We start from the raw sequence: 24,885 nt of genomic DNA, 5'->3' as shown, positions 1-24,885 counted from the left end.
TTCATTAATGACTAATGACCCAGTGACCAATGACCATTTTAAAAAAATGGACGGTAAATTAATCATATTCTCAGCACCATCCGGAGCCGGTAAAACTACTATTGTGCACCATTTGCTGGGTAAAATTCCTGATCTGGAGTTCTCCATATCGGCCACCACCAGGTTGGCCCGTGGCGAGGAAGTTGACGGACAGGATTACTATTTTATAAGTAAAGAAGAGTTTTTGCACCGTATTGCCAAAAAGCAGTTCGTTGAGTTTGAAGAGGTATATAGCGGTACATTTTATGGCACCCTGCGTACCGAAATTGAGCGGATATGGCAAAAAGGTAAAACGGTAATATTTGATATTGATGTAGAGGGCGGCATGCACCTGAAACGTAAATATGAAGACCAGGCGCTGGCCATTTTTGTACAGCCGCCATCGTTAGAGGTATTGAAGGAGCGTTTGAGTGGCCGCGGTACCGATAGCGCCGAAAAATTGCAGGAAAGATTCGCCAAAGCTGAAAAGGAGTTAAATTACGCCCCTCAGTTTGATATTATCCTCAAAAATTACGATCTTAACACGGCATGTGCCGAAGCAGAACAATTGGTGAGCGACTTTATAAAGTCGTAACTTACTTAATTAGTTCTCAGTTGTAACCGGGACGATTGTCATTGCGAGGAAGGAAGCAATCTCCGGTTTAATTTGTACGCTGTATAGTTCGCGATTGATTCGTTCTTCGCGATGACAGGTTTCTTACAACAAGCTTTATAGTATTTCAAGAGAAATAGATTTCTCTTTGTCCTTTGGCTAACTATTAATCCGTGAACAAGAATGAAGATAGGCTTATTATTCGGTTCATTTAACCCCATACATATTGGGCATTTAATTATAGCCAACTATCTGGCTAATCATACCGCGCTTGATAAAGTGTGGCTGGTGGTATCGCCCCAAAACCCGCTTAAAAAATACGGCGACCTCATTAACACTTACGACAGGCTGGAGATGGCTAAACTGGCAACCAGTAATTCTGATAATATTGAGGTGAGCGATGTAGAACTGAAATTACCGCAACCATCATATACCATCGATACCTTAACCCATCTGCGTGAAAAATACCCTCAGCACGAGTTTGCCGTTATTATGGGTTCGGATAACCTGATTTCGCTGCCCAAGTGGAAAAACTATAAACTGATACTGCGCGACTACCGCGTATTTGTATACCCTCGCCCCGGTTATGAAAATGCCGAACTGGCATCGCACCCATCGGTAACCATCACGATGACACCGCTGATGGAACTCTCGGCCACCTTCATCCGTAAATCGCTCGCCGATAAAAAGAACGTGCAATACTTTGTACCCGATGCCGTTCTGAGCTTTATTGAGAGTAAGAATTTGTACAGGTAAATTTGGTATAGGGGAGGGTGTTTGTATTCTTCACCGCTGTCATGCTGAGGAACGAAGCATCTGTCGGTTACTTTTAAAGCGAAGAAGATTCTTCACTACGTTCAGAATGACAACTTTTTAGCCCGTAATTGCTTCGTCGTTCCTCCTTGCGATGGCATGATTTCAATTTCAGCAGTTCTTAGGAACCGAAAATGTAACATTCAAAGCCTGCCACTATCTAAATAGCAAATTATTACATATGGCAATAGATTCTACTTCAACTAATTTAGCAACTGCTGTTACTTTTGATGCCACTTATGAGGCTTTGAAAGAGAAGTTTAGTATTGAGCCGACCGGTCATATCGATTTTCAGCTGAACGATTTTGGTGTGTTTAAAGATTACAGCAGCGTTGCCGTTACGGCATCGTACCGCATCACCACCGACTGCGACAGTTGTTATATTATTTTTGCCGATACCACCCGCAAGGTAGCAGGTTCGCGAGGGCGTATTACCGAGCAGCGTGAATATCAAACCTGGGCCATTGCCTACCTCAAGCGCGACCTTGGCCGCATACTCATTCGCCGTGAGACACTGGCCGACAAAATAATTGAACTGATACACCCCATCGAACTTGATTTCAAGGAAGACAAGCCTTTTAGCGATACCTTTTATGTACTGGTAGATAACCTGCAAAAAGCGATAGCCGGTATCGACCGTAATTTCCGCAACGCGGTAATGGACATCCGGGAAGACGATTTCATCATCGAAATAAACAACCACACCCTACTGGCAGGCAGCCACAAACCCATACCACACCAAAAAGCCCTTCATTTGGCAGAATTTATAGAACGTTTGATTTCTACCTATTGAGTTGTAGGTTGTGTGTTGTAAGTTGTGAGTATTCGAAGAACAGGGATGTAGGTGTTGAGTAGTTGACTTACAACCTGCAACACACAACTTACAACACAAACTAAGCCGCTTCAGATATATACTTTACCAAACTCCTTTTGGCTACGGGTAGCAGCGTTTGCTCGAGCGGGAAGGTAATATCGCTATGTACGTAGTATACCGCCGGGTTGGGGGCATATTTATTGCGCTTTATCAATTGTTGCTTAAAGGCCTCCGGCGTGTTTACTATGCTTTGCTCGTAGGTATCTATCAGGCTGATATTGATGCCGCGGTATTTATCATCCTTGCCTTCAAAAATGGTAAGGTTATACTCGTATACCATATTGGTAAGGTCGGCACCATTACGGAGCGAGAAATAGCCGTGGTATGGTAAAAGGGGCACTAAACCCACCGGGTCGATATTGAGGCGGCTTTCCACAAAATCGTAAATTTCTTTACCGGTTTGTATAGCCGGGTCCATTTTGCCAAGCGAGTAACTGATAATGCGTTCTATCTCCAGCATGGAGCTGTCGTCTTCCACTATTTTTTTATAGGTAAGCTTTACCGCGTTGATATTGGCTTTGGTAAGTCGCTGCGGAAAAGCCTGTTGCAGCACCGTTTTGTTTTGCTTAAAAGCGAGCAGGTTATTGTAATGAAATATCAGATCGGCCAGATTAGGGTACAGCCTGCTTTTATCAAAATGCCGGTTAATCTCTTGCAGGTAATCGAGCAAAATGTATTTTTTATACTCAAAATCAATAGCCCCTTCAATAAACCAGTTCACGCCCAGCATTTTCATAATTTCAATCTCCTTTCATACAGCTTAAATTAAATAAAAAAAGGCAATTTTGCAATATGGCCACAGGTACCCTCTTTTTAATACCCGTTCCGCTTGCTGATGACGCGGCGGCAAAATCGTTCACCCCGTTTTTGGTTGATACCATTAACAGCATTAAGGAGTACATTGTGGAGAACGAAAAAACCGCGCGCCGCTTTCTTAAACTCGCCGGGCTGAAGATGCCACAAAGCGAACTCATTATTCATGATTACGGTAAGCATAACCGCGATAACATAGGCAATGATTTTTTTAAAGGGCTGATGGCCGGTAACGATGTAGGCCTGATGAGCGAAGCGGGCTGCCCCGGCGTGGCCGATCCCGGTGCGGATGTAGTGGCCGAAGCACACCGTAAAGGTATAAAAGTGGTTCCGCTGGTGGGGCCAAGTTCTATTTTATTGGCGTTGATGGCATCGGGCTTTAACGGGCAAAGCTTTACCTTTCATGGTTATTTGCCTATTGATAAGGTGCAGCGCAGCAAAAGCATTAAAGACCTCGAAGCCCTGGCCGACCGCAACAAACAAACGCAGATATTTATTGAAACGCCTTTCCGCAATAATCAACTGCTGGAAGAAGTGCTTAAAACCGGCAACCCTAAAACCAGGCTTTGTATAGCCTGCAACATTACAGCTGCCGACGAAATGATAAAAACACGACCGCTGGCCGACTGGAAAAAACAACCGCCCGACCTGCATAAACGTCCAACTATTTTTTTACTTTTCCGTTAGTTTAACATGGTTATATCGGAGCAGCATGTACAGGTTTTAATTGTAGGCGCAGGTCCTTCGGGGCTGATGATGGCCGCGCAATTACTCAGGCATGGTGTGCAGCCCGCTATAATAGATATCCGGCAAGGCCCTACCGATTATTCAAAGGCGCTGGCCGTGCAAGCCCGAACGCTCGAAATATACCGCCAAATGGGTATTGCCGAACGTATTGTTAAAGAAGGTAAACATGCTTCGGGAGTTACCTTTAACAGTAATGGCGAGCCGCAAGCATCTTTATCATTTGAGGATATCGGCACCGGTAAAACGGCTTTTCCTTATGTGCATTTTTACCAGCAAAGCAAGAACGAGCGCTTGCTTTTAGATTACCTTACGCTCAACTGCTGCCCGGTTTACTGGGAAACATCGTTAGTAAGTTTACAGCAGGATACCGATAAGGTCACCGTACAATTAAAAAATACCGACAGCGAATATACCATTACCTGCGACCGCCTGATTGGCGCGGATGGCGCGCATAGTACCGTACGTAAGCAATTGAATATTCCATTTAAGGGCGACACTTATCAGCATAAATTTTACCTGGCAGATGTGAAGCTGGCTAATGAACTTGGCGATAACATACAGCTTTACCCGGCGAAAGATGGCTTCGCGGCCTTCTTCCCGATGCCTGAAGAAAACTGTTTCAGGATAGTAGGCAGTTTGCCTTACAACCTTACAGAAAGCGAAGAGAGCCTGCAACTGGATGATGTATTGCCGCATTTAAGCAAAATTGCGGGCTACCCGGTAAAGGTGGTACACTGTAATTGGTTCACGTTGTATAAGCTGCACCACCGCATGGCCGAGCACTTCAGGCAGCAGCGGTGTTTTTTGGTGGGCGATGCAGCGCATATCCATTCGCCGGTTGGCGGGCAGGGCATGAACACTGGCTTGCAGGATGCTTATAACCTGGGCTGGAAACTGGCAGGCGTAGTTAGCGGGCAAATCAGTCCGGCTATATTAGATAGCTACGAAACTGAACGTATGCCCGTAGCTAAAGACCTGCTAAACTCTACCGACCGTGCCTTTAGTATCATCATGTCGAAAAACTGGCTGGCGGGTTTGTTTAAAAGTTGGGTACTGCCTAAGCTCTTAAACTTTATGTGGAGCAGCCAAAAACTGAAAGCCGCCTTTTTTGAGCAGGTATCGCAAACTGGCATCAGTTACAGGCAAAGCCGGCTCAATCTGCATTTGAGTAATTCGTCGCCCGTAAAGGCTGGTGACAGGTTGCCTTACGTTAAAATATTCGACGAGAAAAAACAGGAAGAAACCGACCTGCACGAATGGTGCAGCAAACCCGGCTTCACCCTGATCGTGTTAGGTAAACTACAGGAGCTCGACCTGTTTACGCTTGCCAAGTGGATCACCCAGAATTATAATGGAAACCTTAACTTCTTCTACCTGCCGCCATCGGCTAAAAACCAGGAAGTATTTGATCATTTTAAGATAGGGAAGAAACAAAAAAAGGCCTTCATTATAAGGCCCGATATGTACATCGGTTACATTAACGATGTGGTGGATATTGATATGATGGATAATTACCTGCTCAACGTAGTGGGTTTTGTAAAGCGGGTTGCCACATAAGCAACAGAGGGTTCAATGTGTATGCAGATGTCCTTGCATCATGTCTGCATTGTCATTGAAATAGTCCCCCTGTTTTATGCCATGCGGATAATGCTTTAATCCGGCACAGCCGTCAAAAATCACTTACTGAGTTTGTGCTTTATTCTCTACCCAGTTCTCTATTGCCTTTAACAACTGTATATGTACAGCGAGTGATTTTTGAGCGGCTGCGTGACGTTATCTACCACAATAACTATCAATACCCGGTTAAATAATTATGATATAAAAGTGCGGATTAGCATGCGGCAATTACCCAATGTATCGGTAAACCGGCTATATGTATCGACTAATGACGTGCTTATCTTTTAGCCCACTCTTTAATAAAATCGGCATAGCTATCGCTTACCGGTAACTCAATGCCGGCCAGCTGTACCTTGCGGCTCTGTATCGATTTTATTTTGTTAACAGCTACCACATAGCTGCGGTGTATTCGCCGGAATTTATCGGCAGGCAGCTTCTCCAGCATTTTCTTAAGCGGCATCAGCGTAAGCACAGGTTTTACACCCGTCAGGTGGATCTTTACGTAATCCTCCATGCTTTCAATGTACTCAATGTCATTAACGTTCACCTTTACCATGCGGTACTCGCTGTACACATAAATGCTGTCGTCGGGCTGGTCTTTAGGCTCTGCGTTTTTATACTTATAGTACTCGGTGGCTTTATCAACGGCTTTGGCAAAGCGGGTAAAGTCGATGGGCTTAAGCAGGTAATCTATTGCCTCTAACTCAAAACCCTCAAAGGCGAAGTTTTTATAGGCTGTTGTGAAAATTACCATCGGTTTCTTTTCCAGCGAACGCACCAGCTCTATCCCGGTAATATCGGGCATATTGATGTCGATAAATAACAGATCGACCTGCGCGTGTTTTAAAAATTCGGCACCGGATATGGCATCCTCGAAAGTTTTAAGCAATTGTAATGATGGTATGCGCGATACATACTCGCTGATCAGCATCAGCGCCAGCGGCTCATCATCTATGGCAACACATTTTAATTGCATATCAGGCTTTTAAAGTAAGCTGAACGGTGTACATATCATCGGCATCAATAATATCTAATAAATACCTGTTGGCATACAAATGTTCCAAACGTTTGCGGGTATTTTTTATGCCGATGCCGGTGCTTTGGTTCTCCTTACTAATCGGGAACTTTTGGTTGCGGCAAATAAATGAGATTCCCGCCTCGCTGCTATCAATGCTAATATCGATAACTGATTTTATATTTTTGCTTACCCCGTACTTAAATACGTTCTCTACAAAGGTCATCATTATTAATGGTGCTATCTGCCTGCCAAAAATATCGCCCTTTACCTCAAAGTTCACCTGCGTGTTTTTGCTTATGCGGAGTTTTTGCAGTTCGATATAATCGCTTATGCAATCAATCTCGCTTTGCAGGGGTACCATATCGGCAGTTACATCGTCGGTTACATATCGCATAATGTTCGATAGCTTCATGATGCTATCTGCCGTTACCTGGCTGCCTATTACGGCCAGCGAATATATATTATTGAGGGTATTAAATAAGAAGTGCGGGTTGATCTGCGCTTTCAGAAAGGATAACTCGGCGCTGGCCTTATCGGCTTCGGCACGGGCGGCACGCTGCTCGGTAAGCTGCCACTGCTGCATGGTTTTGGTAGCCGTGCTCAGTGCCATTATCATAGCGAAAATGAAGATGCTGGTGCTGTCAAAATGCCTGCGCCTCATCATCCGGCGACCATCATCCTGCCTGAAATTACCATTAGGCGGGCCTTGTGGTGGCGGCATACTGCCATCGCGGGGCGGTGGCGGTGGTTGCTGACCATTAAGCGGCATACCAAAAGGCGGCGGTTGCATCCTGCCTTGCTGCTGATACCGCATGCCGTTGCGGTTTTCGTTGTTCCTCAGTAATTTATCAAAGGGCTGCAAAAAGAATACGCCGCATAGCAATATGGCTGTAACTACGGCGTAATCCATGTATTTCTTTTTCAGGAAAATACGCGGGATGAGTACGTATACATTCAGGTAAAACAGCGCGATGTACGTAAAACAAAACAGCCAGTAATACGGCGAGGTAAGCAACTGGTACTGGTTGGTGGTTTGGCCGTTATTGTTTAAAAACAATAAGGGGAAGGCCATAAATAGCAGCCAGCCTGCTATGTGTATGATAACTATATATGATTTGAAGCGCAACATACACAAAACAAGTTATTTAAGCTATATAAACCCACAATGTATCGGCAATTGCCCCAATTGTGTAGACGAACTACCCGTGGATGGTTTCGCCCTTGCCGTAATTTTGTATCAGTTGAGCCTCAAAATCCAGAAATTCTTTCCAGCGCGCATCCACATCGATATCGCCGGCATACTTTTTAGCCAGGCGAATAAACATGGCATAATGGGTAGCCTCGCTCACCATCAGCTCGTGGTAAAACTCGGCAAGTTTGGCATCGTTAATATTTTCAGACAATACTTTAAAACGCTCGCAACTGCGGGCTTCAATCATGGCCGCAAACAGCAGGCGTTCTATCAGCTGATCTATACGGCCGCCGCCGGGTTTCATGCCCTTGGCCAGTTCGCGTACATAATCATCTTTACGTTCTTTACCCAGTACGTAACCACGCTCCAGTATAATATCGTGTACGCGTTTAAAGTGCTCCAACTCCTCCTGCGCCAGGGCAAGCATTTCCTGCACCAGGTCGGACAGGTTAGGGTTCTGTATAATGATGGTTATGGCATTGGTAGCCGCCTTTTGCTCACAATAGGCATGGTCGGTAAGTATTTCCTCAATGTTGCTTTCCACCACGTTTTTAACCCATCTTGGGTCGGTAGGCAGCTGTAGTTTTAAAATGGTTCTTTCGCTCACAACAACAAAAATAAGGTTTAATGTTGGCGCTTAAAAGAGGGGAGGGATATTCGCTTTCAGTTGTAAAGTTAACTCACCCGGTCTACGCTGCGCTGGACCACCCTCTCTGCGCGAGCGCAAAGAGGGAAGGAAAAAACAAAAACAAAAACCCCTCTTTCCGCTTGCGGAGAGAGGGGTGACGAGCGTAGCGATGTCGGGGTGAGTTGATGAATCAACCCTTAATCTGACTGCTATGCTCAAACAATAACTTATTTCAATTTTGAAAGTGCTTCTTTTATTCTTGGGATAGTTTGCCTGATATCGGCATTGGTAATAGTACCCACTGAAGCACGGAACCAGGCCACATCTTCGCCGGTACCAAATGCCGAGAACGGAACAAAGGCTATACCCGCGTTTTTGATGAGGTAAAAGTTAATATCAGTAGCGGTTTCCAGCACTTTGCCATCGGGTGTGGTTTTGCCGAAGTAATCTACCTTAACAGTCAGGTAAATTGCACCCATGGGTTCGATAGAATCAACGCTGAAACCTTCAGCCTTTAGTTGTTGAAAGCCCTGGTGCAGGCTGTTCAGGCTGGCTTGTACGTTGCCTTTCAGCTCGGTTAAGTAGGTCTCAACACTGCTTTCGTCCTGTAAAAACTTAGCCATGGCAAACTGTTCGGCTTTTGGCGCCCATGCACCCATGTGGCCAACAATTGCTTTCATGTTATCAATTACATGCGCCGGACCAAAGCCCCAGCCCACACGTACACCTGTGGCCGCGAAACATTTTGAACCGCCATCAACAAAAATGGTATAATCCTTTAGTTCGGGGCGCAAAGTAACCGGGTCGAAGTGTTTGTGTTCGCCAAAGGTTAGCTGTGAATAGATTTGATCATATAACAGGTACAGCGGTTTTTCGTCTGCCGCGCGGTTCTTGTTTTCTTCAATTACCAGGTCGCAAATTTCTTCCAGGTCTTTTTTACCAAACATGGTACCTGTAGGGTTAAGCGGCGAGCATAATGCGAGCAAAGCGGCTCCTTTTATATGCGGACGAATTTCATCGGCCGTAGGCATAAAGTTATTTTCGGGACGGGTTTCAATCATTACCGATTCGGCCGAAAGCAGGTCGCAGTAATGGTTGTTGTTCCACGATGGGGTAGGGAAAACCACCTTTTCGCCGGGATTAACCACGGCCATATAAATAGAATAAATGAGCGGGCGTGATCCGCCTGAGATCAGTATTTCGTTAGAAGCCGCGTAATCAAGATTATAGCCATCCATCAAAAATTTAGATACACTTTCGCGCAGGCTCAACAAACCATCCGCAGGCGGGTAATTGGTTTGATTATCGTTATAAGCCTCAATAATACCTTGCTTTAAAGCAGTTGGTATAGGATAAATGTTCGAGTCAAAATCGCCAATGGTAAGGTTGGCTATGTTTTCGCCGCGGCGTTTCAGTTCGTTGATCTCGCCGGCAATCTTTATAATTTCAGAGCCCCTTAAGTTTTGGGCCAATACCGATACACTCATTGTAGTTATTTTTTGTGTGGCAAATATACATTATTTGATAAGGATGGCGGGGTTATCAGCCCTTCATTTCATGGTCATAAATGATCGTTCTACTTCAAGCACAACAAATTGTTATCCCATAAAAAAGCCCCTGCTGAATAGGCAAGGGCTTAAAATATTTTTATACTGCTACAGGTTTTCGTAGCTTGATGAGCCTTGTCCAATGCATCAGCTTCATAACCGGGTAAACAGGATCAATCTCCCACCACTTAGCGCCGAAGTTAGCTTGATTAGGGTGACGATGGTGATTGTTCTGAAACAATTCGCCAAGCATCAAAAAGTCGAAAGGGGTAGTATTCTTTGATTTATCGCCGTTGTTAAAGTTAGCGTAACCATATTTATGACCGCACCAGTTTACAATAGCGCCATGTAATGGACCCATTATAAAATGAATAGGCAACAACAGGAACATCCACCAGCTGGTAGCAAAGGCTACATAAAACCAGGTGTACAAGCCCATAAACATAAAGCGTGAAAAAAGAGACGAACCGAAGTTATCTATCAGCGGCCATTCGGGAGTATTACCTTTAAAGCGTTCTTCAGGCTCTTTTAGCTTGCGTACATGCTGCCTGTAGCTCATAGCGGTATACCACATCATCTGGAAAACATCCCTGAAGAAGTGTGGTGAATGCGGATCTTTTTCGGTATCACTATAAGCGTGGTGCTCACGGTGCATAATGGCATAAGCCCTCGGGTTTAAATATGACGAACCCTGGAAAAAGAAAGTTAAGAAATGGAATACGCGTTCATTGAATTTATGTGTGCTGAACATTTTGTGCGACGCATAGCGGTGCAGGTAAAACGTTTGGAAGAACAGGGATAGAAACCAATGTGCGACGAAGAAAATTAATATATACACAACTGAGATTTATAATATAGAAAATTTTATTTAGAATGCTTACAAAGATACAACTTTATCCGGTTATTAGCTTTTTACCGTATAAATCTTTCTATATAATACAAAAGCCGCCCCGTATGTTTGGGCGGCTTTCGCATTTTGCGGGTTAATTATACAGCGCTGTCGCGTAGGGCTTTGATCCTGTCGTGGCCTTCGTCAATCTTTTGTTTTTGATCAATGATCAACTGTGTAATTTGCGATGAAAGTCCGCCGTTATCTTCTGTAAGGGCATTTTGATACGCTTTTTTAATAGCGTCCTCGCCACGTTCGCATTCGGCTAAAATAGCCTTGCGGTCGTGACCTGAAAAGGTGGCCTTAACATCCAGCCATGCACGGTGGATAGTGCCTGTTACGGTATTGCCGGTATCAGGCTGCTCGCCTAACTGGGCTACAACCGCGGTAAGCTCCTGCACGTTGCGGCGGCTATCCTGTGCAAACAGGGTAAACAGGTTTTTCAGATCGTTGTCATCGGCGGTAAGATCCTTGCTCGCGCGGTCAAAACCGTCAATACGGTCGTTATTAATAGCGATAAGATCGTTTAGTACTTCAGCAGATTTTTCAATGGTTTCCATAATAGTAGATTTAAAAATTATTTTAAAAGTTAAATAAATAACCTTTGAAAATAATTATTGTTTCGATAAATCTTCAATTATTTAGGTGTTGTGAGTTGCAAGTTGTATGTTGTGAGTTGCAGGTTATTGGGCTTCATACTAAAAACATACAACCTGCAACACACAACTTACAACTACAACGTAACCCCCGTTCCGTTAGGGAAAAACATGTTTACGCTTACGGGTAGTTTGCCTGTGGGTTTCATTTGGCCGGTGATAACCTTTACGGCGGCGCGTTGCAGTTCTTCGCTGTTTTGGTAGCCTACTAAAAGGCTACCGCTTTTTTCAATACCCGGTAAACCTGCAATGCTATAAGCATTGGCGAATACGCTGGTTACGGTATTTTTTTGAGCCGCCAGTTGCGCTATCAAAAAGCGAACATCTGAACTATAATCCAGTTTGCTTTGCGGGCGCAGGCGGGTATCGTGAATGCTTATGTATACCTGGTCGAAAGTTTTGAGCGAGATAAGCATATTGTTGAGCTGCGATAATGGCGTGCTTTTGTTTACCAGGAACAACATACTGTTAGGGTACCATTTCGATAGCTCCATCTGGAAGATGGTTGGTTTATCAATGCCTATGCTTACTATCGCTGTTTTGCGCATTGGATCGAGGCGTAGGGCAGGAGTATTACCTTTTAATAAGGTGATGGCGGCATCGCTCAGTTGCTGTATCAATTGTTTGGCTTCGGGGCGATTGATGGATGCGATGATGCCTGCCGGGTTAACCGGTTTATAATCATTTAAGCCTGCCCAGTATTTGGCGGTAAGTACCTTTTTTACCTTGGCCTCAAACTCACGGGCATTGATCTTCTTTTTGCGGCAAACCTTACTGATCAGTTTAATGGCGCGTTCGGAGTTTACCGAAAGCTCCAGGATATCGTTTCCGGCTAAAAATGCCTGTACATCGGCTTCCCCGTTAGGGAAATATTTTACAACGCCTTTCATCTCCATAGCATCAGATACTACCAAACCTTCAAACTTCAACGAATCTTTCAGCAGGCCTGTAATAATAGGTCGCGACAGGGTAGAAGGACGGTTTTTGGCGGTATCAAGCGCCGGAATATTCATGTGGGCTATCATAATACCGCTGATGCCTGCTTTGATAGCTTCGCGAAAAGGGTATTCTTCCAGCGAATCGAGTCGCTGGCGGGTGAAGGGCAACAAGGGCAAATCGAAGTGCGAATCAACATTAGTATCACCATGACCGGGAAAGTGTTTGGCTGTGGTAAGCAAACCGCCATCCTGCATGCCTTTAAAATAGGCTATGCCCTTTTTTGCCACGTTGAAACGATTATCGCCAAACGAACGGTAATTGATCACCGGGTTATTGGGGTTATTGTTGATATCCATCACGGGGGCAAAGTTCATTTGCAGGCCTATACGCTTAAAATCGGCGGCTATCATCTGCCCCATTTTATATATCAGGGTGTTATCCTGTATGGCGCCCAAAGTCATTTGATATGGGTATGAAATGGCCGAATCAAGACGCATGCCCAAACCCCACTCTCCATCCATCGATACCAGTAAAGGTACTTCTGATGCCTTTTGATATCGGTTGGTTAAATTGGCCTGCCTCACCGGCCCGCCCTGAAAAAACACCAGGCCGCCAACATGCTGCTCACGGATCACCATTTCAACCGAATCTTCATAAGCACGGCCTTTATTAGTATGGGCGCGAATAAAGAATAGCTGGGCTATCCTTTCAGCTTTGGTCATGCCGTTATATACCGAATCAACCCAGTGGTTTTGCCTGTCGAGCGATTGTACAAATTCCTCCTTTTGCGCAAAGGCATTTATGGCCAGAGTATTAAATAGTATGATTGATATTATATATAGTAAGCGTCTTTTATATCCTGTCATAGCCCAAATGTAGGGTTAATTTGATTTTTGCAACAATTGTTTTACAAGCTTCCAATTAATTACGAATAAACCTTTCTGTTCAGTTTCTATCTATCAGTTATAATTAAAAACTATAGGATATGAAAAAACTTCTCTTTTTCGCGATACTACTACTTGTAGCAGGCGAGGTGAGCGCGCAGCGCCGTTATGCCCGCCGTCCGCCGCCGCCACGGCACCAGCAACGTAACAATTATTATGATGACAACCGGGTTACGGTAAGCATTATCGGCGGAGCCAACATTACCAATTTGGTGAGCAGCTACTCGCGCGATTTTAACTACAACAGCATTGCCGGTGTACACGCGGGACTATCAGTCGATATCCCTATCGACGATCAATTGTTCATCACGCCCGAGATCATGTTTTCGCAAAAGGGTTACAGTGCCGTTACGCCCGATGGCGAGTTCAGGCAGCGGAATAATTTTATTGATGTACCTGTTTTCCTGAAATTTAAGCTGTCAAGGTCGTTCAGTTTGATGGCCGGTCCGCAGGTGTCGTTTTTAACATCAAGCCGTAATAGCTTCAACAATGGCTTTGTAACTATTGTAGATGGCTATAACTACCGTGATAATTATAACTACACCGGCAACGATGTATTGCTGGGCGGTGTGTTAGGTGTTAATATTGGTTTGAGCCGTAATGTTGAACTGCGTGCCCGTTACTCGCTCGATCAGTTTATTAACGACGACGATCCGTACGCTTATATTCCCCGCTACCGTAACCAGGTTTTCCAGGTTGGTTTGGGTATAAAGCTGCGCTAACCATTAAGTGTTTATCAAAAGTCCTTACGAAGATTCAGTAACTTTGTAAGGACTTTTTAATGCTTTTTAATGATCTCCATAATCATATCATCGGTTGATAATGTTCAGCTAAACCAGGTAGCCAAAAATATAGAAGACACAATTGGTGTGCCGTATGAAATAATAGCTACCGATAACAGCCTTGGCGAAAAGGGTATTTGCGAGGTATATAATACCGCGGCCATAAAAGCAAAATACAATATATTGTGTTTTATTCATGAGGATATTATCATCAGGTCGGTAGGATGGGGGAACAAGTTGGTACAATCTTTTGCCAGAGACCCGGAAGTGGGTTTGATCGGGGTGATCGGCGGGTCATATAAGCCATTGTCGCCATCCATATGGTCGGGTTCGGGCATAGCAAATGAGTACTCAAACCTTATCCAGGTACATAAATATTCAAACAAACCTTCGGTACATTTTAACCGGAACCCGCGCAATGAGGAACTTAGCTACGTAGCCTGCGTAGATGGTGTATGGCTGTCAACAACTAAAGAAGTTTTTGCAAAGTATAAGTTTGACGAACACCTTTTAAAAGGGTTTCATTTATACGATATTGATTACTCGTTAACAGTAGGGCAGCATTACAAAGTGGCTGTAACTTATGATATTTTAGTTGAACATTTGTCGGAAGGCAATTACAGCAAAGGATGGATGCTTGACCACATCAAACTGCACAAAAAATGGGGCAGCTATTTACCGGTAGATACGGAAGGCTTTTCAAAAAAGGACCGGGCGCATAGCGAAAAGTCAAGTTTTATGGGGTTTGTTGAGCAACTTATTGAACTTGGTTTTCCAATAAGCACTGCTTATAAAATGTTATGGGCCAACCCACGCCTGCTACGTTTACACTTTAAGCTGTTTTGGAAACTGCACCGGTACATTTACAGGCTTTATAAGCAGCGAAACGCATTATAATTTATAACCGTACTGTTCAATTATCGGTTTCCAAAAATCGATGTACAAATCCCAGGCATGGCAGCCAAAAGGCAATACATTATTATTGATATCCATGGCCCGTTCGGGTTGAAACTCAATTGAAAATTGTAACGCGCGCTTATATCCCGGAATTTTTAACCGCTTTTTTTTACGGTTAACCTCCAGGCTCCAAAAAGCATCTTCATTATACTGATGTTCTGTATGGCTATTGTAAAGCGCTATCTGTGGTTTAAGTTTTTGGCACAGATCGTAAAATTTACGGGTGTTGCGTAACGAAAAGCCCCCGTTGCCAACCTGGTAATAAAATTGCTCATCAATAGGAACGCCGTTTACTTGCGTATTTACCCGCTTATGGTAATAAATTAAAAGTTGGCATTTTAGCTTTTTAACAAAGTCAGGGTAAATATAGCTCCGTATCCATGGGGCACCTATATAGTCCCAGTTTTGACTGCACCATTCCTGTAATTCATCTTTAAATACAAATACATCCAACTGGTGTATCAGTATATATTTATAATCGAGAAAAGCACCGTAAAAAACCTCAGACATCATGAGGCGGTTATATCCCTGTATGTTGACAAAAAAATCGTCATCAAAACTAACTACGTCCGTAAATGTGTACTGGCCGGTTTCGGCAGGCATGGTGAGCGACCGCGGTTTTATAGCGATAATGTTATGGCGCGATAAGGTTTTAAAACAACGGTCGAGCGCTATGTTTTCATAGGCAGTAAGCGTTGTTTTATAAAAGGGTATAATTATAACCGCTTCCTTACCTGCCATATTTAACGTTGAAAACTTTATTTATAATTAAGTGCTTCAACTAATGATTCAAAATGCTCCTGAAACAAAAAATCGTAGGCATTATCGCCCTCAGGTACTACATTAATTACATCAAAAGAAGACTCAAGTATACGTGGAATTTTCAAACCTTCAGCAATAGAAAATGGAAAAGATTGATTGCCAATAAAAAATTTGCACCCCGCTATCATGCGGGCCAGTTCTAAAAAGTTGGTAACCGGTACCCATTTAATATGCGGGAGCTGTTTCTTTATATCATTGTATTCACTCTCAACACCAACAAATACAAGGTTTTTGTATTTGTTTAAAAATGAATGATCTATTAAAATATTCCGGTAACGTTCGCTGCGGGCAACAATAATTGTATCGGCATATGAAGCATCAGGCTCCACAAAAAGCCATTGCTTCCACAGTTCAGGATTTGCACCTGTAATATAGCTGCACCACCTGGCAATATTGCCCTTATCGGTAGGGAACAAAGGCGTACGTATACCATCAAGATCAATATCGATGGCTTGGCCATTATATATTTCGCATGCTGCCAGGTAAGGTTGCTGCCTTAATAAAGCAAACAGCATTTCCGCCATTTTTTCGTTCAGCATTACATTGCCAAGCGGATGCTTAAGATGCGCCGGTAAAACCAGCGGCTGGTTTAAGCGCAGGTATAAAGTGATTTTGGCCCCGGTTTGCTCATGTATCTTTTTTATAGTAGGCAATGCGTAAATAATATCGCCCGAATTACCACTATGTACAACACTTAACGCGCCATTAAGTTGTGCAACCTCTTTTACATGTTTAATGTTAGCAAATTGCAAAGAACGATAGGTGTCTCTTAAAAGGTCCTCTTTCGCTTTGCGGGCAAATTCATACTTGTATAATTTATAGGCAGGCTTATCTGTAAATTTCAGCCAATTTTTACTTAAAAAACTCTTTTTACGCATTGTTAAAATTTATGGCCATTTACCCGGTAAAAGTTTGCATATCAATTAGCCTGCGGTAAAGGCCGTTGTTTGCAAGCAGTTCCAAATGGCTTCCCTGTTCAACTACTGTTCCATCCTCAAGTACAATAATCAGATCGGCATTTTGTATAGTGCTTAAGCGGTGTGCTATGATCAATGATGTACGGTTCTTCATCAGGTTGTTTAACGCATCCTGTACTAATTTTTCTGATTCGGTATCCAATGCCGATGTAGCTTCATCAAGCAGCATTATAGGCGGGTTATTTAATACTGCGCGCGCTATGCAAATACGCTGCCTTTGTCCGCCCGATAGTTTGGTGCCCCTGTCGCCTATATTGGTTTCATAACCGTTATCAGTTTCTAAAATAAAATTGTGGGCATTGGCAATACGGGCGGCGGCTTCAACCTCCTCTTGTGTAACCCCTATTTTGCCAAAGGCTATGTTGTTAAATATGGTATCGTTAAATAGTATCGACTCCTGGTTAACAAAACCCATCAGGCCGCGTAACGATGTCGTTTTTATTTGTTGTATATCATGATCATCCACCAATATGCGTCCGCTTTTTGGTTCGATGAACCTTGGCAACAGATCCATCATGGTTGATTTACCACCGCCCGACGGGCCAACCAACGCTATGGTTTTACCTTTTGGCAGGGTAAGGTTAACGTTTTTAAGTACTTCGCGTTCGTTGTAGGCAAATGATACATTTTCGAGGTGGATACCTTCTTTAAAATCATCAACTACAACGGCATCCGGCGCGTCAACAATTTGTGGTTTTTCATCAATCAACGCCAGGATACGCTCACCGGCTACCAAACCCGAGTGGATGTTGCTAAAGGCATCGCCAATAGCTTTGGCAGGGCGCATCAGCTGCGAAAATAGTGCGATGTATGCAATGAACTGACCGGCATCCAGATCGGATTTTTTGTTGAAGATGAGATAACCGCCATATAATACCACAAACGAGATCATAGAAACCGAAAGCGCTTCTGATACCGGCGATGCCAGTTGCTGACGTTTAGACATGGCACGGGTGATCTTCGAGAAACGGATATTCTCATCGTCAAAACGCTTGATGATAAAATCGGTAGCGTTAAAGGCCTTGATGATCTTGATGCCCGATAAGGCTTCATCCAGATAACTGATCATATTGGCGTAAGAGTTTTGTGCTGCTACCGCCTGCGAACGTAATTTTTTAACAATACGCGAAATGAAGAAACCCGCAATAGGAATGATAAGTAAAGAGATAAGTGTAAGCTTGGCCGATATTACAAACAACCATATTAAATAGCCAATAAGCAACAGCGGCTCTTTAAACACGACCTGTAAGGTGCCAGTTACCGAAAATTGTACTGTTTGCACTTCCGAAGCTATTTTCGACATGATATCGCCTTTGCGCTCATTGCTGAAATAGCCCATGTGCAGGTTCATTACATTATCGAATACCGCTTTTCGTATTTTTAAAAGGGTGTGGATACGCAGGCTTTCCATAATGCGTTGAGAAAGGTAGCGGAATATGTTACCCAAAAACACTGCGCACACAATTACCCCGCATACAAACTTTAATGCGCCCCATTCGCCATATAAGGCTATAAAGTGATTGGTATAGTATTTAAACCAACCCGAAACATCAAAAGTTGAAATATCCGCCGCTTTTACCGGGATATCCTGCGGATCACATTTGCAGGCGCCAACGTGAAAAAGCGTGTTTAATAAAGGCCCTAATAAACCCAGCACAGAGGTACTGAATACCACATACAACAATGTAAAAATGATGTATGGTATAGCAAATTTCTCGATAGGTTTAGCAAAAGATAAAAGCCTGAAATATGTCTTCATTAAAAAATAATTAAATAAAAGTTCAAAATTAACAGTAATTAGCTAATTACTGTTAACCAATTAAACATGTATGTTCAGGCTGTTAATAATATTACACTATATTGTATTAGTGGATAGGCCATTAACTATTAATTATTGTTAAGCATTTCTACCAATGTTTCAAAATGATCCTGAAAAAGGAAATCATAGCCGTTGCCGCCTTCAGGTACTACGTTTATAACGTCAAAAGAAACCTCCAGTATACGCGGCACCTTTAATGCTTCGGCCACCGAAAATGGAAAAGATTGATTACCGATAAAAAATTTACAACCGGCAATGGTTTGTGCCATTTGTAAAAAATCTTTCATTTCTATCCATTGTATATGAGGTATAAACTGTTTTATATCATCATACTCGCTTTTAACTCCAATAAATTTTATGTTTTTGTAATTGCTCAAAAAAGAATAATCGGCTGCACGGCTGCGGTACCTTTCGCTTCGGGCTATAATAATAGTATCGGCAAATGAGGTATCGGGTTCAACAAATAGCCATTGTTGCCATAATTCGGCATTTATACCGGTTATATAACCACACCAGCGGGCAATATTGCCTTTATCCATAGGTACCAAACCATCCCGAAAGTAATCAAGATCAATATGGATCTGCTGATCTGTATAAACCTCGCAGGTATTAATATAAGGCTGGGCTTTGAGCAAGGGGCAAAGCATATCGGCCATTTTTTGATTAAGCATTACATTGCCCAGCGGATGCTCTTTGTAACCGGTAACCAGCAAAGGCTGCCCTAATGTAAGGTACAGGTTGATTTTAGCCCCGGTTAATTCCTGAATTTTTTTTATGGTTGGCAGTGCATATATAACATCGCCGGCATTGCCGCTATGGCTAAAATTAATTTCGCCGCTTGCTGCCGCAAAAGCCTTAATAAGCTTAATATTGGTAAGCCGCGGACTGCCAATAACGGCATCGGCATAACGAATTTTCTTATCGTTAGCCAATTCCCATTTGTAGCGGGTGTAACCGGGTCTGTTTGTATATTTTAGCCAGTACTTGCTAAAAAACGCCTTCTTTTTAAACATTTGTAAATGTAGTGAGTAGATGCAATGCTGCATATATTCATATGCCATAACGTGAGTTAAGGGCATAATGCAACAGTAATAGTAAAATATTCCTAAACGCTCTGTTTTGAGCAATGTTTTATGCAGATGCTTTTATTGTAACCAAATTATATTATCCGGTAATTTTTGTATTCGCCAATGCGCCAGCCGGTAATGTCTTCAATAGCCTGCAACAGCTTTCGCCTGAATGGTAAACGTTTGCGGGCTTTCTTCATATCGATGTTAAGCGGCCAGTTTACTTCATCCACACGTTTTTGCATTACTGCGGGATGCTTATCTTTAAAAGCGAGCAGCCTGTCGGCATTGCCGTAATCAAACTCGTGGGTTTCAATAATGCTTTCGTCGGGTACGTAATCGGGTATATAAAACTGGCGAAAGTTTACCCCCTTTCGCAGTAAACCTTTGGGCGGCTTTACCCAGCCGTAATGGTAAATATAGGCGTCTATCAGTTTTACGTTCAGCTTACGGTCATCATACCTGAAACCCTGCGCGTCGCGAAAAGATTGGATATGCTTATCATTCCTTATAATACGTACCTCGCGCCTATACCACCTGCGCGACTCGGCATAATAATCATACGAACCATAAAAGTGAGTGTATTTAAATAGCAGGGCTTCTACCTTTTTATCGTTCAGGTTATCCTCCATTTCCTTTTTTATAAGGGGGAGATATTTCTCATGCACGCATTCATCGCCCTGTATATAAAAAGCCCAGTCGGCATCGGGCGATATCGCTGCCAGCGCCTTGTTGGTTTCATCGGCAAATACACGCCCGCCTTCGCGCAGGTTGGTATCCCAAACGGTATTAACGATCTTTATTTTTGGCGAATTGATGTTCTTGATGAGGTCTTCGGTACCATCGTCGCTATTACCCACGGCTACCACAAACTCATCGCAAAGCGGTAAAATAGAGGTGATAGCTTCAACTATAGGATAATCGTTTTTTACAGCGTTACGAATAAAGGTAAACCCGGCAACTTTCATACAGCAAATTAAGCTTAATTATTTAACATTACCGGCCAGGCAATCGGCGTACAACTGTAAGTACTGCCGGGCGGTTTCCTTCCAGTCGAACCGGTTGGCATGGGCTATTATTTTCGGGGTAAGGTCGGCGCTGTTATATTCGGCTATACCTTTATTATATACAGCCTGCATAGCTTCAGCATCAAAATTATCAAAATACCATGCCGCGTCGCCCCCAATTTCGGGCAGCGATGTATGGGTTGATAAAAATACCGGCTTGCCAAAATGCATGGCCTCAATAACCGGCAAACCAAAACCCTCGGCAATAGACGGAAATACGAAAGCCTCGCATTGCTGATAATACCAGGCCTTGTCATCATCACTAACAGGGCCGGTAATGATCACCCTGTCGGTGCAATTATATTTAGCGGCCTCGGCCATTATCTTATCCTTATAAGGAGTTTCAATTCCGGCTATCACCAATTCCAGATCGTTATTGTGCAGTAACGCGGGCAGTACATGAAAATTCTTTTTGGCTGATACATGCCCTATCGTAAATAAAAACTTACGCTGAGGTACGTATGCGGGAGTATGGCCGGGCTTAACTGTTAACCTATCGGCCCCGTTATAGATCACCTGTATCTTTTCGGCGGCCTCGGGTATGTAGCTGACAATATCCTGCGCCACAAAGTTTGATATGGTAACCACCTTATCGCACAGTTTAATATACCTGCGTAGCTTATTAAGGTGCTTGTTTATTTTAGCCGCCGACTTGGTTTTTTCGTGAACCGGGTTAATATCGTGAATGGTGAGTATCTTTTTACCCCCGGTGCGTTGCGGGTGCAGGCGGCAGTACTGATCGGTAAAGTGAAACAGATCGTAATTGTTGCGCTGCGGGTAATATAGCTTATGCAGTTTAGAGAGGTACTGCACTTTCACCTTACCATCAAACTGGTACGATGCGCGTTTGTGCAGGTAATAGGTAATATCGAACTGATCCCGGTTTTGTTGCAGCAAGGCATCGCCCAGGCTTTTACCAAAGTAAAAGAAACCCGAGTTAGGGTATTTCATGGAATCGAACGTGAGCAGTACTTTGGGCTTTTGCGCCATATTAAACTATATAATTATGCAATAATAGGGCAAAAAAATATTTATGCCGATGCGTTCTGTTAAAATAGCTATGTGTTTAACGGCATAAGGCAATGTACACTTTGCGCTATATTACCCAATTTGTTAACAGAATTTTGCACAGTAAATATATTATGGACTAAAAATTTACCTTTGATGAAACCCTGCTATAATGCTTATAAAGCTTATCTATATTTTATTTTTTGCTATCGCGAATTTTATCATCTACTCCAAACTAAATAATACAGGTAAGGTATCAAAAGCGGTATTTATATCCTTTACTATTGCCTTCGTTATTATTGTGTTATTACATAATGGTATATTAAATGTGAATATGCCTATACGAGCTAAAGATTTTCAACCGCTTATTTTCTTCCTGTTCTTTCCTGTTTTTTCTTATCTGTTTTTCACCTTTTTTGGTATGCGAATGTTCGATAATCTTAGGGACAAAGGCGTTAATGAGCGATTTTTAGATTACGGGCTGCGGGTCTTCTCGTTATTTTTCTTGAAATTTGTGTACTTAATGGCGTTTGTTGGTCAGTGCACGTTTATTTTTAGCCTGAAGCTCGGTTAACAAAGACACTGCAAAGATTATTTGCGCCATTCCTTTTATCATTCATTATTAAAACGTGGCCGCAACAAAGCATCATTCGCCGGTAATTGATAGTTCCGATTTCAGACAGGTGGCACGTGCTTTAACTATTGTTGAGAATAGCCTGGCCGGAGCCGATGAGTTACTTAAAAGCTTACAGTTTAAAAAAGACACTACTATAATAGGTATCACCGGTCCGCCGGGAGCGGGCAAGAGTACGCTGGTAAATGCCATTATCAATAACCTATTGAAACAGGGCAGTAAGGTGGCCGTATTGGCTATTGACCCTACTTCGCCGTTTAACTTCGGGTCCTTATTAGGTGATAGGATCCGCATGGCCTCGCACTTTAATCATCCGGATGTGTTTATCCGTTCGCTGGCTACACGTGGTTCGCTTGGCGGATTGTCTGCCAAAACTATAGAGATGACGGATGTTTTACGCGCCGCCGGTTTCGATCATATTATTGTGGAAACAGTAGGGGTTGGGCAATCAGAAGTGGAGATAGCCGGTTTGGCCGATGTTACGCTGGTGGTGCTGGTGCCCGAAGCAGGTGATGAGATCCAAAACATTAAATCGGGACTGATGGAGATAGCCGATGCCTTTATCGTCAACAAAGCTGACCGTGCCGATGCCGATCTTTTCGCCAACAACCTCCGTAAAATAGTTCACCAAAGCAAGGCAACCGAAATTCCCGTTATCAAAACCATCGCCTCGCAAAATGTGGGGATAGATGAAGTAGCGGAGTTAATTATCAGTTCAAAAAAATCAGGTAATAACCGTAAAAGTATGCTCTTGTCTGAAAAAGCGTACAGACTGATACAGCAAAAGCGGATGCAGCATATTAATAAGCAACAACTTCATCAACAGTTAACAGCAGCTTTAACCGAAGAAGAGTTTAATTTGTATGCCTTTGTAGATGAATACTTAGGTTGAGAGTTGAGAAATAAGATTCAGGAGTCAAGACACACACATTATTTTATTTACTACACAGACGCTCGGCTCCGGCCGAGTGTCTGCTATCCCGCGGCGTCCCGCCGCAATCCTATTATAATAATTGTAAAGGTCGGCCGGAGGCCGGGTAATAATGGACACTCGGCCGGAGCCGCGCGTCAGCATTATAGAGCTAATTCCTGATTCTTGCCTCTCAACTCTTGCCTCTAACTATTCATTATCTCCTCAATATGCTCTGCTTCAACAGGTATATCTGCCATCAGGTCGATGTTGCCATCGGTGGTGATGAGGATATTGTTTTCTATGCGAATGCCCAGGCCTTCTTCGGGAATGTAGATACCCGGCTCGCAGGTAAGGATGTTGCCGGGTTCAAAGGCTTTGTACCTGCTGGCGAAATCATGCACATCCAGGCCTAAATGGTGCGAGGTGCCGTGCATAAAGTATTTCTTATATAATGGCATCTTTGAATCCTGCTTTTCTACCTCGTGTTTCTTCAGTAAACCAAGGCCGATCAGTTCATCTGTCATAATGCGGCCCACTTCTTCGTGGTATTCATTCCAAATGGTACCGGCTACTAATAGTTTGGTAGCGGCACGCATTACCCTTAACACCGCGTTATAAACATCGCGCTGGCGCGGAGTAAACTTGCCGCTCACCGGGATAGATCGGCTCATATCGGCATTATAGTTTCCGTATTCGGCGCCAAAATCAAACAGTATTACGTCGCCATCTTTGCAAACCTGGTTGTTATCGGTATAATGTAGCACAATCGCGTTTTTACCTGATGCGATGATAGGGCTGTAAGCATGCCCGGTAGATCGTTGCTTTATAAACTCGTGGATTATTTCCGCCTCTATCTCATATTCGGTAACGCCGGGCTTGGTAAATTTAAGCACACGCGTAAAAGCGTCGCGGGTAATTTCGCAGGCTTTTTTGGTAAGGGCTATTTCAGCAGCCGATTTTACCGGGCGCAGATCGCGCAGTATTAATGCCGATCGTTCATAGTGATGTAACGGGTACTTTGCCTTTAAATCAGTGTACATGCGCAGGTCGCGGTAAGGCACCTCGTGTACGTAACGGTCGTTTTCGTTAGTATTTATATAAATATGTTCGGCATAATTAATAATACTATGTAATATCGCATTAATATCGCTCAGCCAATATATCGCTTCAATGCCCGATGCCGCGCGCGCTTCCTCCTTGGTATATTTGTGTCCTTCCCATACGGCTATGTGCTCACTGGTCTGTCTTAAAAATAGTACTTCTCTGTATTGCATATTAGGACAATCAGGGAACAAAAGCAGTATACTTTGCTCCTGATCTATGCCCGATAAATAAAAAAAGTCGGGATTTTGCTTAAAAATGAAAGCCTGGTCGCCACTGCGTGGATATTCGTCATTGGAGTGGAATATAGCTATAGAGAGTGGCTTAATTCGTGAAACGAAATTTTTTCTATTAATTATAAATAATTCATTATCAATAGGTAGATATTTCATCGGGGGGAGATATTTAGTTGTAAGAAAAAAACTATTTT

23 protein-coding genes are annotated in these 24,885 nt (G+C 43.3%); 8 read left to right on the top strand and 15 right to left on the bottom strand.

The features are described 5' to 3' along the window. The first annotated feature begins 46 nt into the window (after nucleotides 1-46). The 3 genes from gmk to AC07NA_RS18750 all read left to right on the top strand — a co-directional run bounded on the left by gmk (nucleotide 47) and on the right by AC07NA_RS18750 (nucleotide 2,237). Nucleotides 47-613, top strand: a complete 567-nt coding sequence (gene gmk / locus AC07NA_RS18760) for a guanylate kinase (protein ID WP_494899092.1) — start codon at nucleotides 47-49, stop codon at nucleotides 611-613. Nucleotides 614-814: 201 nt separating this feature from the next. Beyond that, complete coding sequence (nadD, locus tag AC07NA_RS18755) at nucleotides 815-1,387, top strand: nicotinate (nicotinamide) nucleotide adenylyltransferase (protein ID WP_494899091.1); 573 nt, start codon at nucleotides 815-817, stop codon at nucleotides 1,385-1,387. A 238-nt stretch (nucleotides 1,388-1,625) separates the two neighbouring features. Beyond that, complete coding sequence (locus AC07NA_RS18750) at nucleotides 1,626-2,237, top strand: hypothetical protein (RefSeq protein ID WP_494899090.1); 612 nt, start codon at nucleotides 1,626-1,628, stop codon at nucleotides 2,235-2,237. 100 nt (nucleotides 2,238-2,337) lie between these two features. Here AC07NA_RS18750 and AC07NA_RS18745 read toward each other — a convergent pair whose 3' ends face one another. Continuing rightward, nucleotides 2,338-3,054, bottom strand: coding sequence for a hypothetical protein (locus tag AC07NA_RS18745; protein WP_494899089.1), 717 nt, complete (start codon nucleotides 3,052-3,054; stop codon nucleotides 2,338-2,340). A gap of 56 nt (nucleotides 3,055-3,110) precedes the next feature. Between AC07NA_RS18745 and AC07NA_RS18740 the strand changes: the two genes are divergently transcribed. Together AC07NA_RS18740 and AC07NA_RS18735 are read left to right on the top strand one after the other, a co-directional pair. After that, nucleotides 3,111-3,818 (top strand): SAM-dependent methyltransferase, encoded by a 708-nt coding sequence (locus AC07NA_RS18740; protein WP_494899088.1) that lies wholly within the window; start codon nucleotides 3,111-3,113, stop codon nucleotides 3,816-3,818. Between the two features lie 6 nt (nucleotides 3,819-3,824). Continuing rightward, nucleotides 3,825-5,435 (top strand): FAD-dependent monooxygenase, encoded by a 1,611-nt coding sequence (locus AC07NA_RS18735; RefSeq protein ID WP_494899087.1) that lies wholly within the window; start codon nucleotides 3,825-3,827, stop codon nucleotides 5,433-5,435. A gap of 337 nt (nucleotides 5,436-5,772) precedes the next feature. Here the strand turns inward: AC07NA_RS18735 and AC07NA_RS18730 are convergent, their stop codons facing one another. From AC07NA_RS18730 to AC07NA_RS18700, 7 genes are all read right to left on the bottom strand, one after another. Continuing rightward, entirely contained in the window at nucleotides 5,773-6,471 is a 699-nt protein-coding gene (locus AC07NA_RS18730) for a LytR/AlgR family response regulator transcription factor (protein WP_494899086.1), read from the bottom strand. A gap of 1 nt (nucleotide 6,472) precedes the next feature. After that, nucleotides 6,473-7,642 (bottom strand): sensor histidine kinase, encoded by a 1,170-nt coding sequence (locus tag AC07NA_RS18725; protein WP_494899085.1) that lies wholly within the window; start codon nucleotides 7,640-7,642, stop codon nucleotides 6,473-6,475. Nucleotides 7,643-7,712: 70 nt separating this feature from the next. After that, nucleotides 7,713-8,312: a MiaE family protein gene (locus tag AC07NA_RS18720; protein WP_345213122.1), complete on the bottom strand. Its 600-nt coding sequence runs from the start codon at nucleotides 8,310-8,312 to the stop codon at nucleotides 7,713-7,715. 248 nt (nucleotides 8,313-8,560) lie between these two features. Continuing rightward, on the bottom strand, nucleotides 8,561-9,820 hold the full coding sequence (locus AC07NA_RS18715; RefSeq protein WP_494899084.1) for a pyridoxal phosphate-dependent aminotransferase: 1,260 nt from the start codon (nucleotides 9,818-9,820) through the stop codon (nucleotides 8,561-8,563). A gap of 160 nt (nucleotides 9,821-9,980) precedes the next feature. Beyond that, on the bottom strand, nucleotides 9,981-10,718 hold the full coding sequence (locus tag AC07NA_RS18710) for an acyl-CoA desaturase (RefSeq protein ID WP_494899083.1): 738 nt from the start codon (nucleotides 10,716-10,718) through the stop codon (nucleotides 9,981-9,983). Nucleotides 10,719-10,867: 149 nt separating this feature from the next. Next, on the bottom strand, nucleotides 10,868-11,329 hold the full coding sequence (locus AC07NA_RS18705; RefSeq protein WP_345213118.1) for a ferritin-like domain-containing protein: 462 nt from the start codon (nucleotides 11,327-11,329) through the stop codon (nucleotides 10,868-10,870). A 173-nt stretch (nucleotides 11,330-11,502) separates the two neighbouring features. Continuing rightward, a complete protein-coding gene (locus AC07NA_RS18700) occupies nucleotides 11,503-13,230 on the bottom strand; it encodes a glycoside hydrolase family 3 protein (RefSeq protein WP_494899082.1) in 1,728 nt (575 codons plus the stop codon). 119 nt (nucleotides 13,231-13,349) lie between these two features. Here AC07NA_RS18700 and AC07NA_RS18695 point away from each other — a divergent pair, with 119 nt between their 5' ends. Continuing rightward, nucleotides 13,350-14,030: a porin family protein gene (locus tag AC07NA_RS18695; RefSeq protein WP_494899081.1), complete on the top strand. Its 681-nt coding sequence runs from the start codon at nucleotides 13,350-13,352 to the stop codon at nucleotides 14,028-14,030. Between the two features lie 69 nt (nucleotides 14,031-14,099). Next, the gene (locus AC07NA_RS18690; protein ID WP_494899080.1) at nucleotides 14,100-14,987 is read left to right on the top strand and encodes a glycosyltransferase; all 888 of its coding nucleotides are present in this window, start codon (nucleotides 14,100-14,102) and stop codon (nucleotides 14,985-14,987) included. On the opposite strand, the gene AC07NA_RS18685 is transcribed toward AC07NA_RS18690, so the two are convergent. From AC07NA_RS18685 to AC07NA_RS18660, 6 genes are all read right to left on the bottom strand, one after another. Beyond that, nucleotides 14,982-15,788 carry a DUF5672 family protein gene (locus AC07NA_RS18685; protein ID WP_494899079.1) on the bottom strand — a complete coding sequence of 269 codons (807 nt, stop codon included), beginning with the start codon at nucleotides 15,786-15,788 and terminating at the stop codon, nucleotides 14,982-14,984. The genes AC07NA_RS18690 and AC07NA_RS18685 overlap by 6 nt on opposite strands. Before the next feature lie 17 nt (nucleotides 15,789-15,805). Further along, nucleotides 15,806-16,747, bottom strand: coding sequence for a glycosyltransferase family protein (locus tag AC07NA_RS18680; RefSeq protein ID WP_494899078.1), 942 nt, complete (start codon nucleotides 16,745-16,747; stop codon nucleotides 15,806-15,808). A gap of 19 nt (nucleotides 16,748-16,766) precedes the next feature. Continuing rightward, nucleotides 16,767-18,605 carry an ABC transporter ATP-binding protein gene (locus tag AC07NA_RS18675; RefSeq protein WP_494899077.1) on the bottom strand — a complete coding sequence of 613 codons (1,839 nt, stop codon included), beginning with the start codon at nucleotides 18,603-18,605 and terminating at the stop codon, nucleotides 16,767-16,769. A gap of 128 nt (nucleotides 18,606-18,733) precedes the next feature. Further along, entirely contained in the window at nucleotides 18,734-19,678 is a 945-nt protein-coding gene (locus tag AC07NA_RS18670) for a hypothetical protein (RefSeq protein ID WP_494899076.1), read from the bottom strand. Nucleotides 19,679-19,824: 146 nt separating this feature from the next. Beyond that, entirely contained in the window at nucleotides 19,825-20,700 is an 876-nt protein-coding gene (locus tag AC07NA_RS18665; RefSeq protein WP_494899075.1) for a glycosyltransferase family protein, read from the bottom strand. A gap of 18 nt (nucleotides 20,701-20,718) precedes the next feature. Further along, nucleotides 20,719-21,789: a glycosyltransferase family 4 protein gene (locus AC07NA_RS18660; protein WP_494899074.1), complete on the bottom strand. Its 1,071-nt coding sequence runs from the start codon at nucleotides 21,787-21,789 to the stop codon at nucleotides 20,719-20,721. Between the two features lie 647 nt (nucleotides 21,790-22,436). Here AC07NA_RS18660 and meaB point away from each other — a divergent pair. Continuing rightward, on the top strand, nucleotides 22,437-23,333 hold the full coding sequence (gene meaB / locus AC07NA_RS18655; protein WP_494899073.1) for a methylmalonyl Co-A mutase-associated GTPase MeaB: 897 nt from the start codon (nucleotides 22,437-22,439) through the stop codon (nucleotides 23,331-23,333). Between the two features lie 224 nt (nucleotides 23,334-23,557). Here the strand turns inward: meaB and AC07NA_RS18650 are convergent, their stop codons facing one another. After that, a complete protein-coding gene (locus tag AC07NA_RS18650) occupies nucleotides 23,558-24,847 on the bottom strand; it encodes an aminopeptidase P N-terminal domain-containing protein (RefSeq protein ID WP_494899072.1) in 1,290 nt (429 codons plus the stop codon). Between the last annotated feature and the right edge of the window lie 38 nt (nucleotides 24,848-24,885).

It is taken from the genome of Mucilaginibacter sp. GW821-FHT07G05 (genome assembly GCF_059418565.1).
This window is presented reverse-complemented; position numbering and strand designations above follow the sequence as displayed.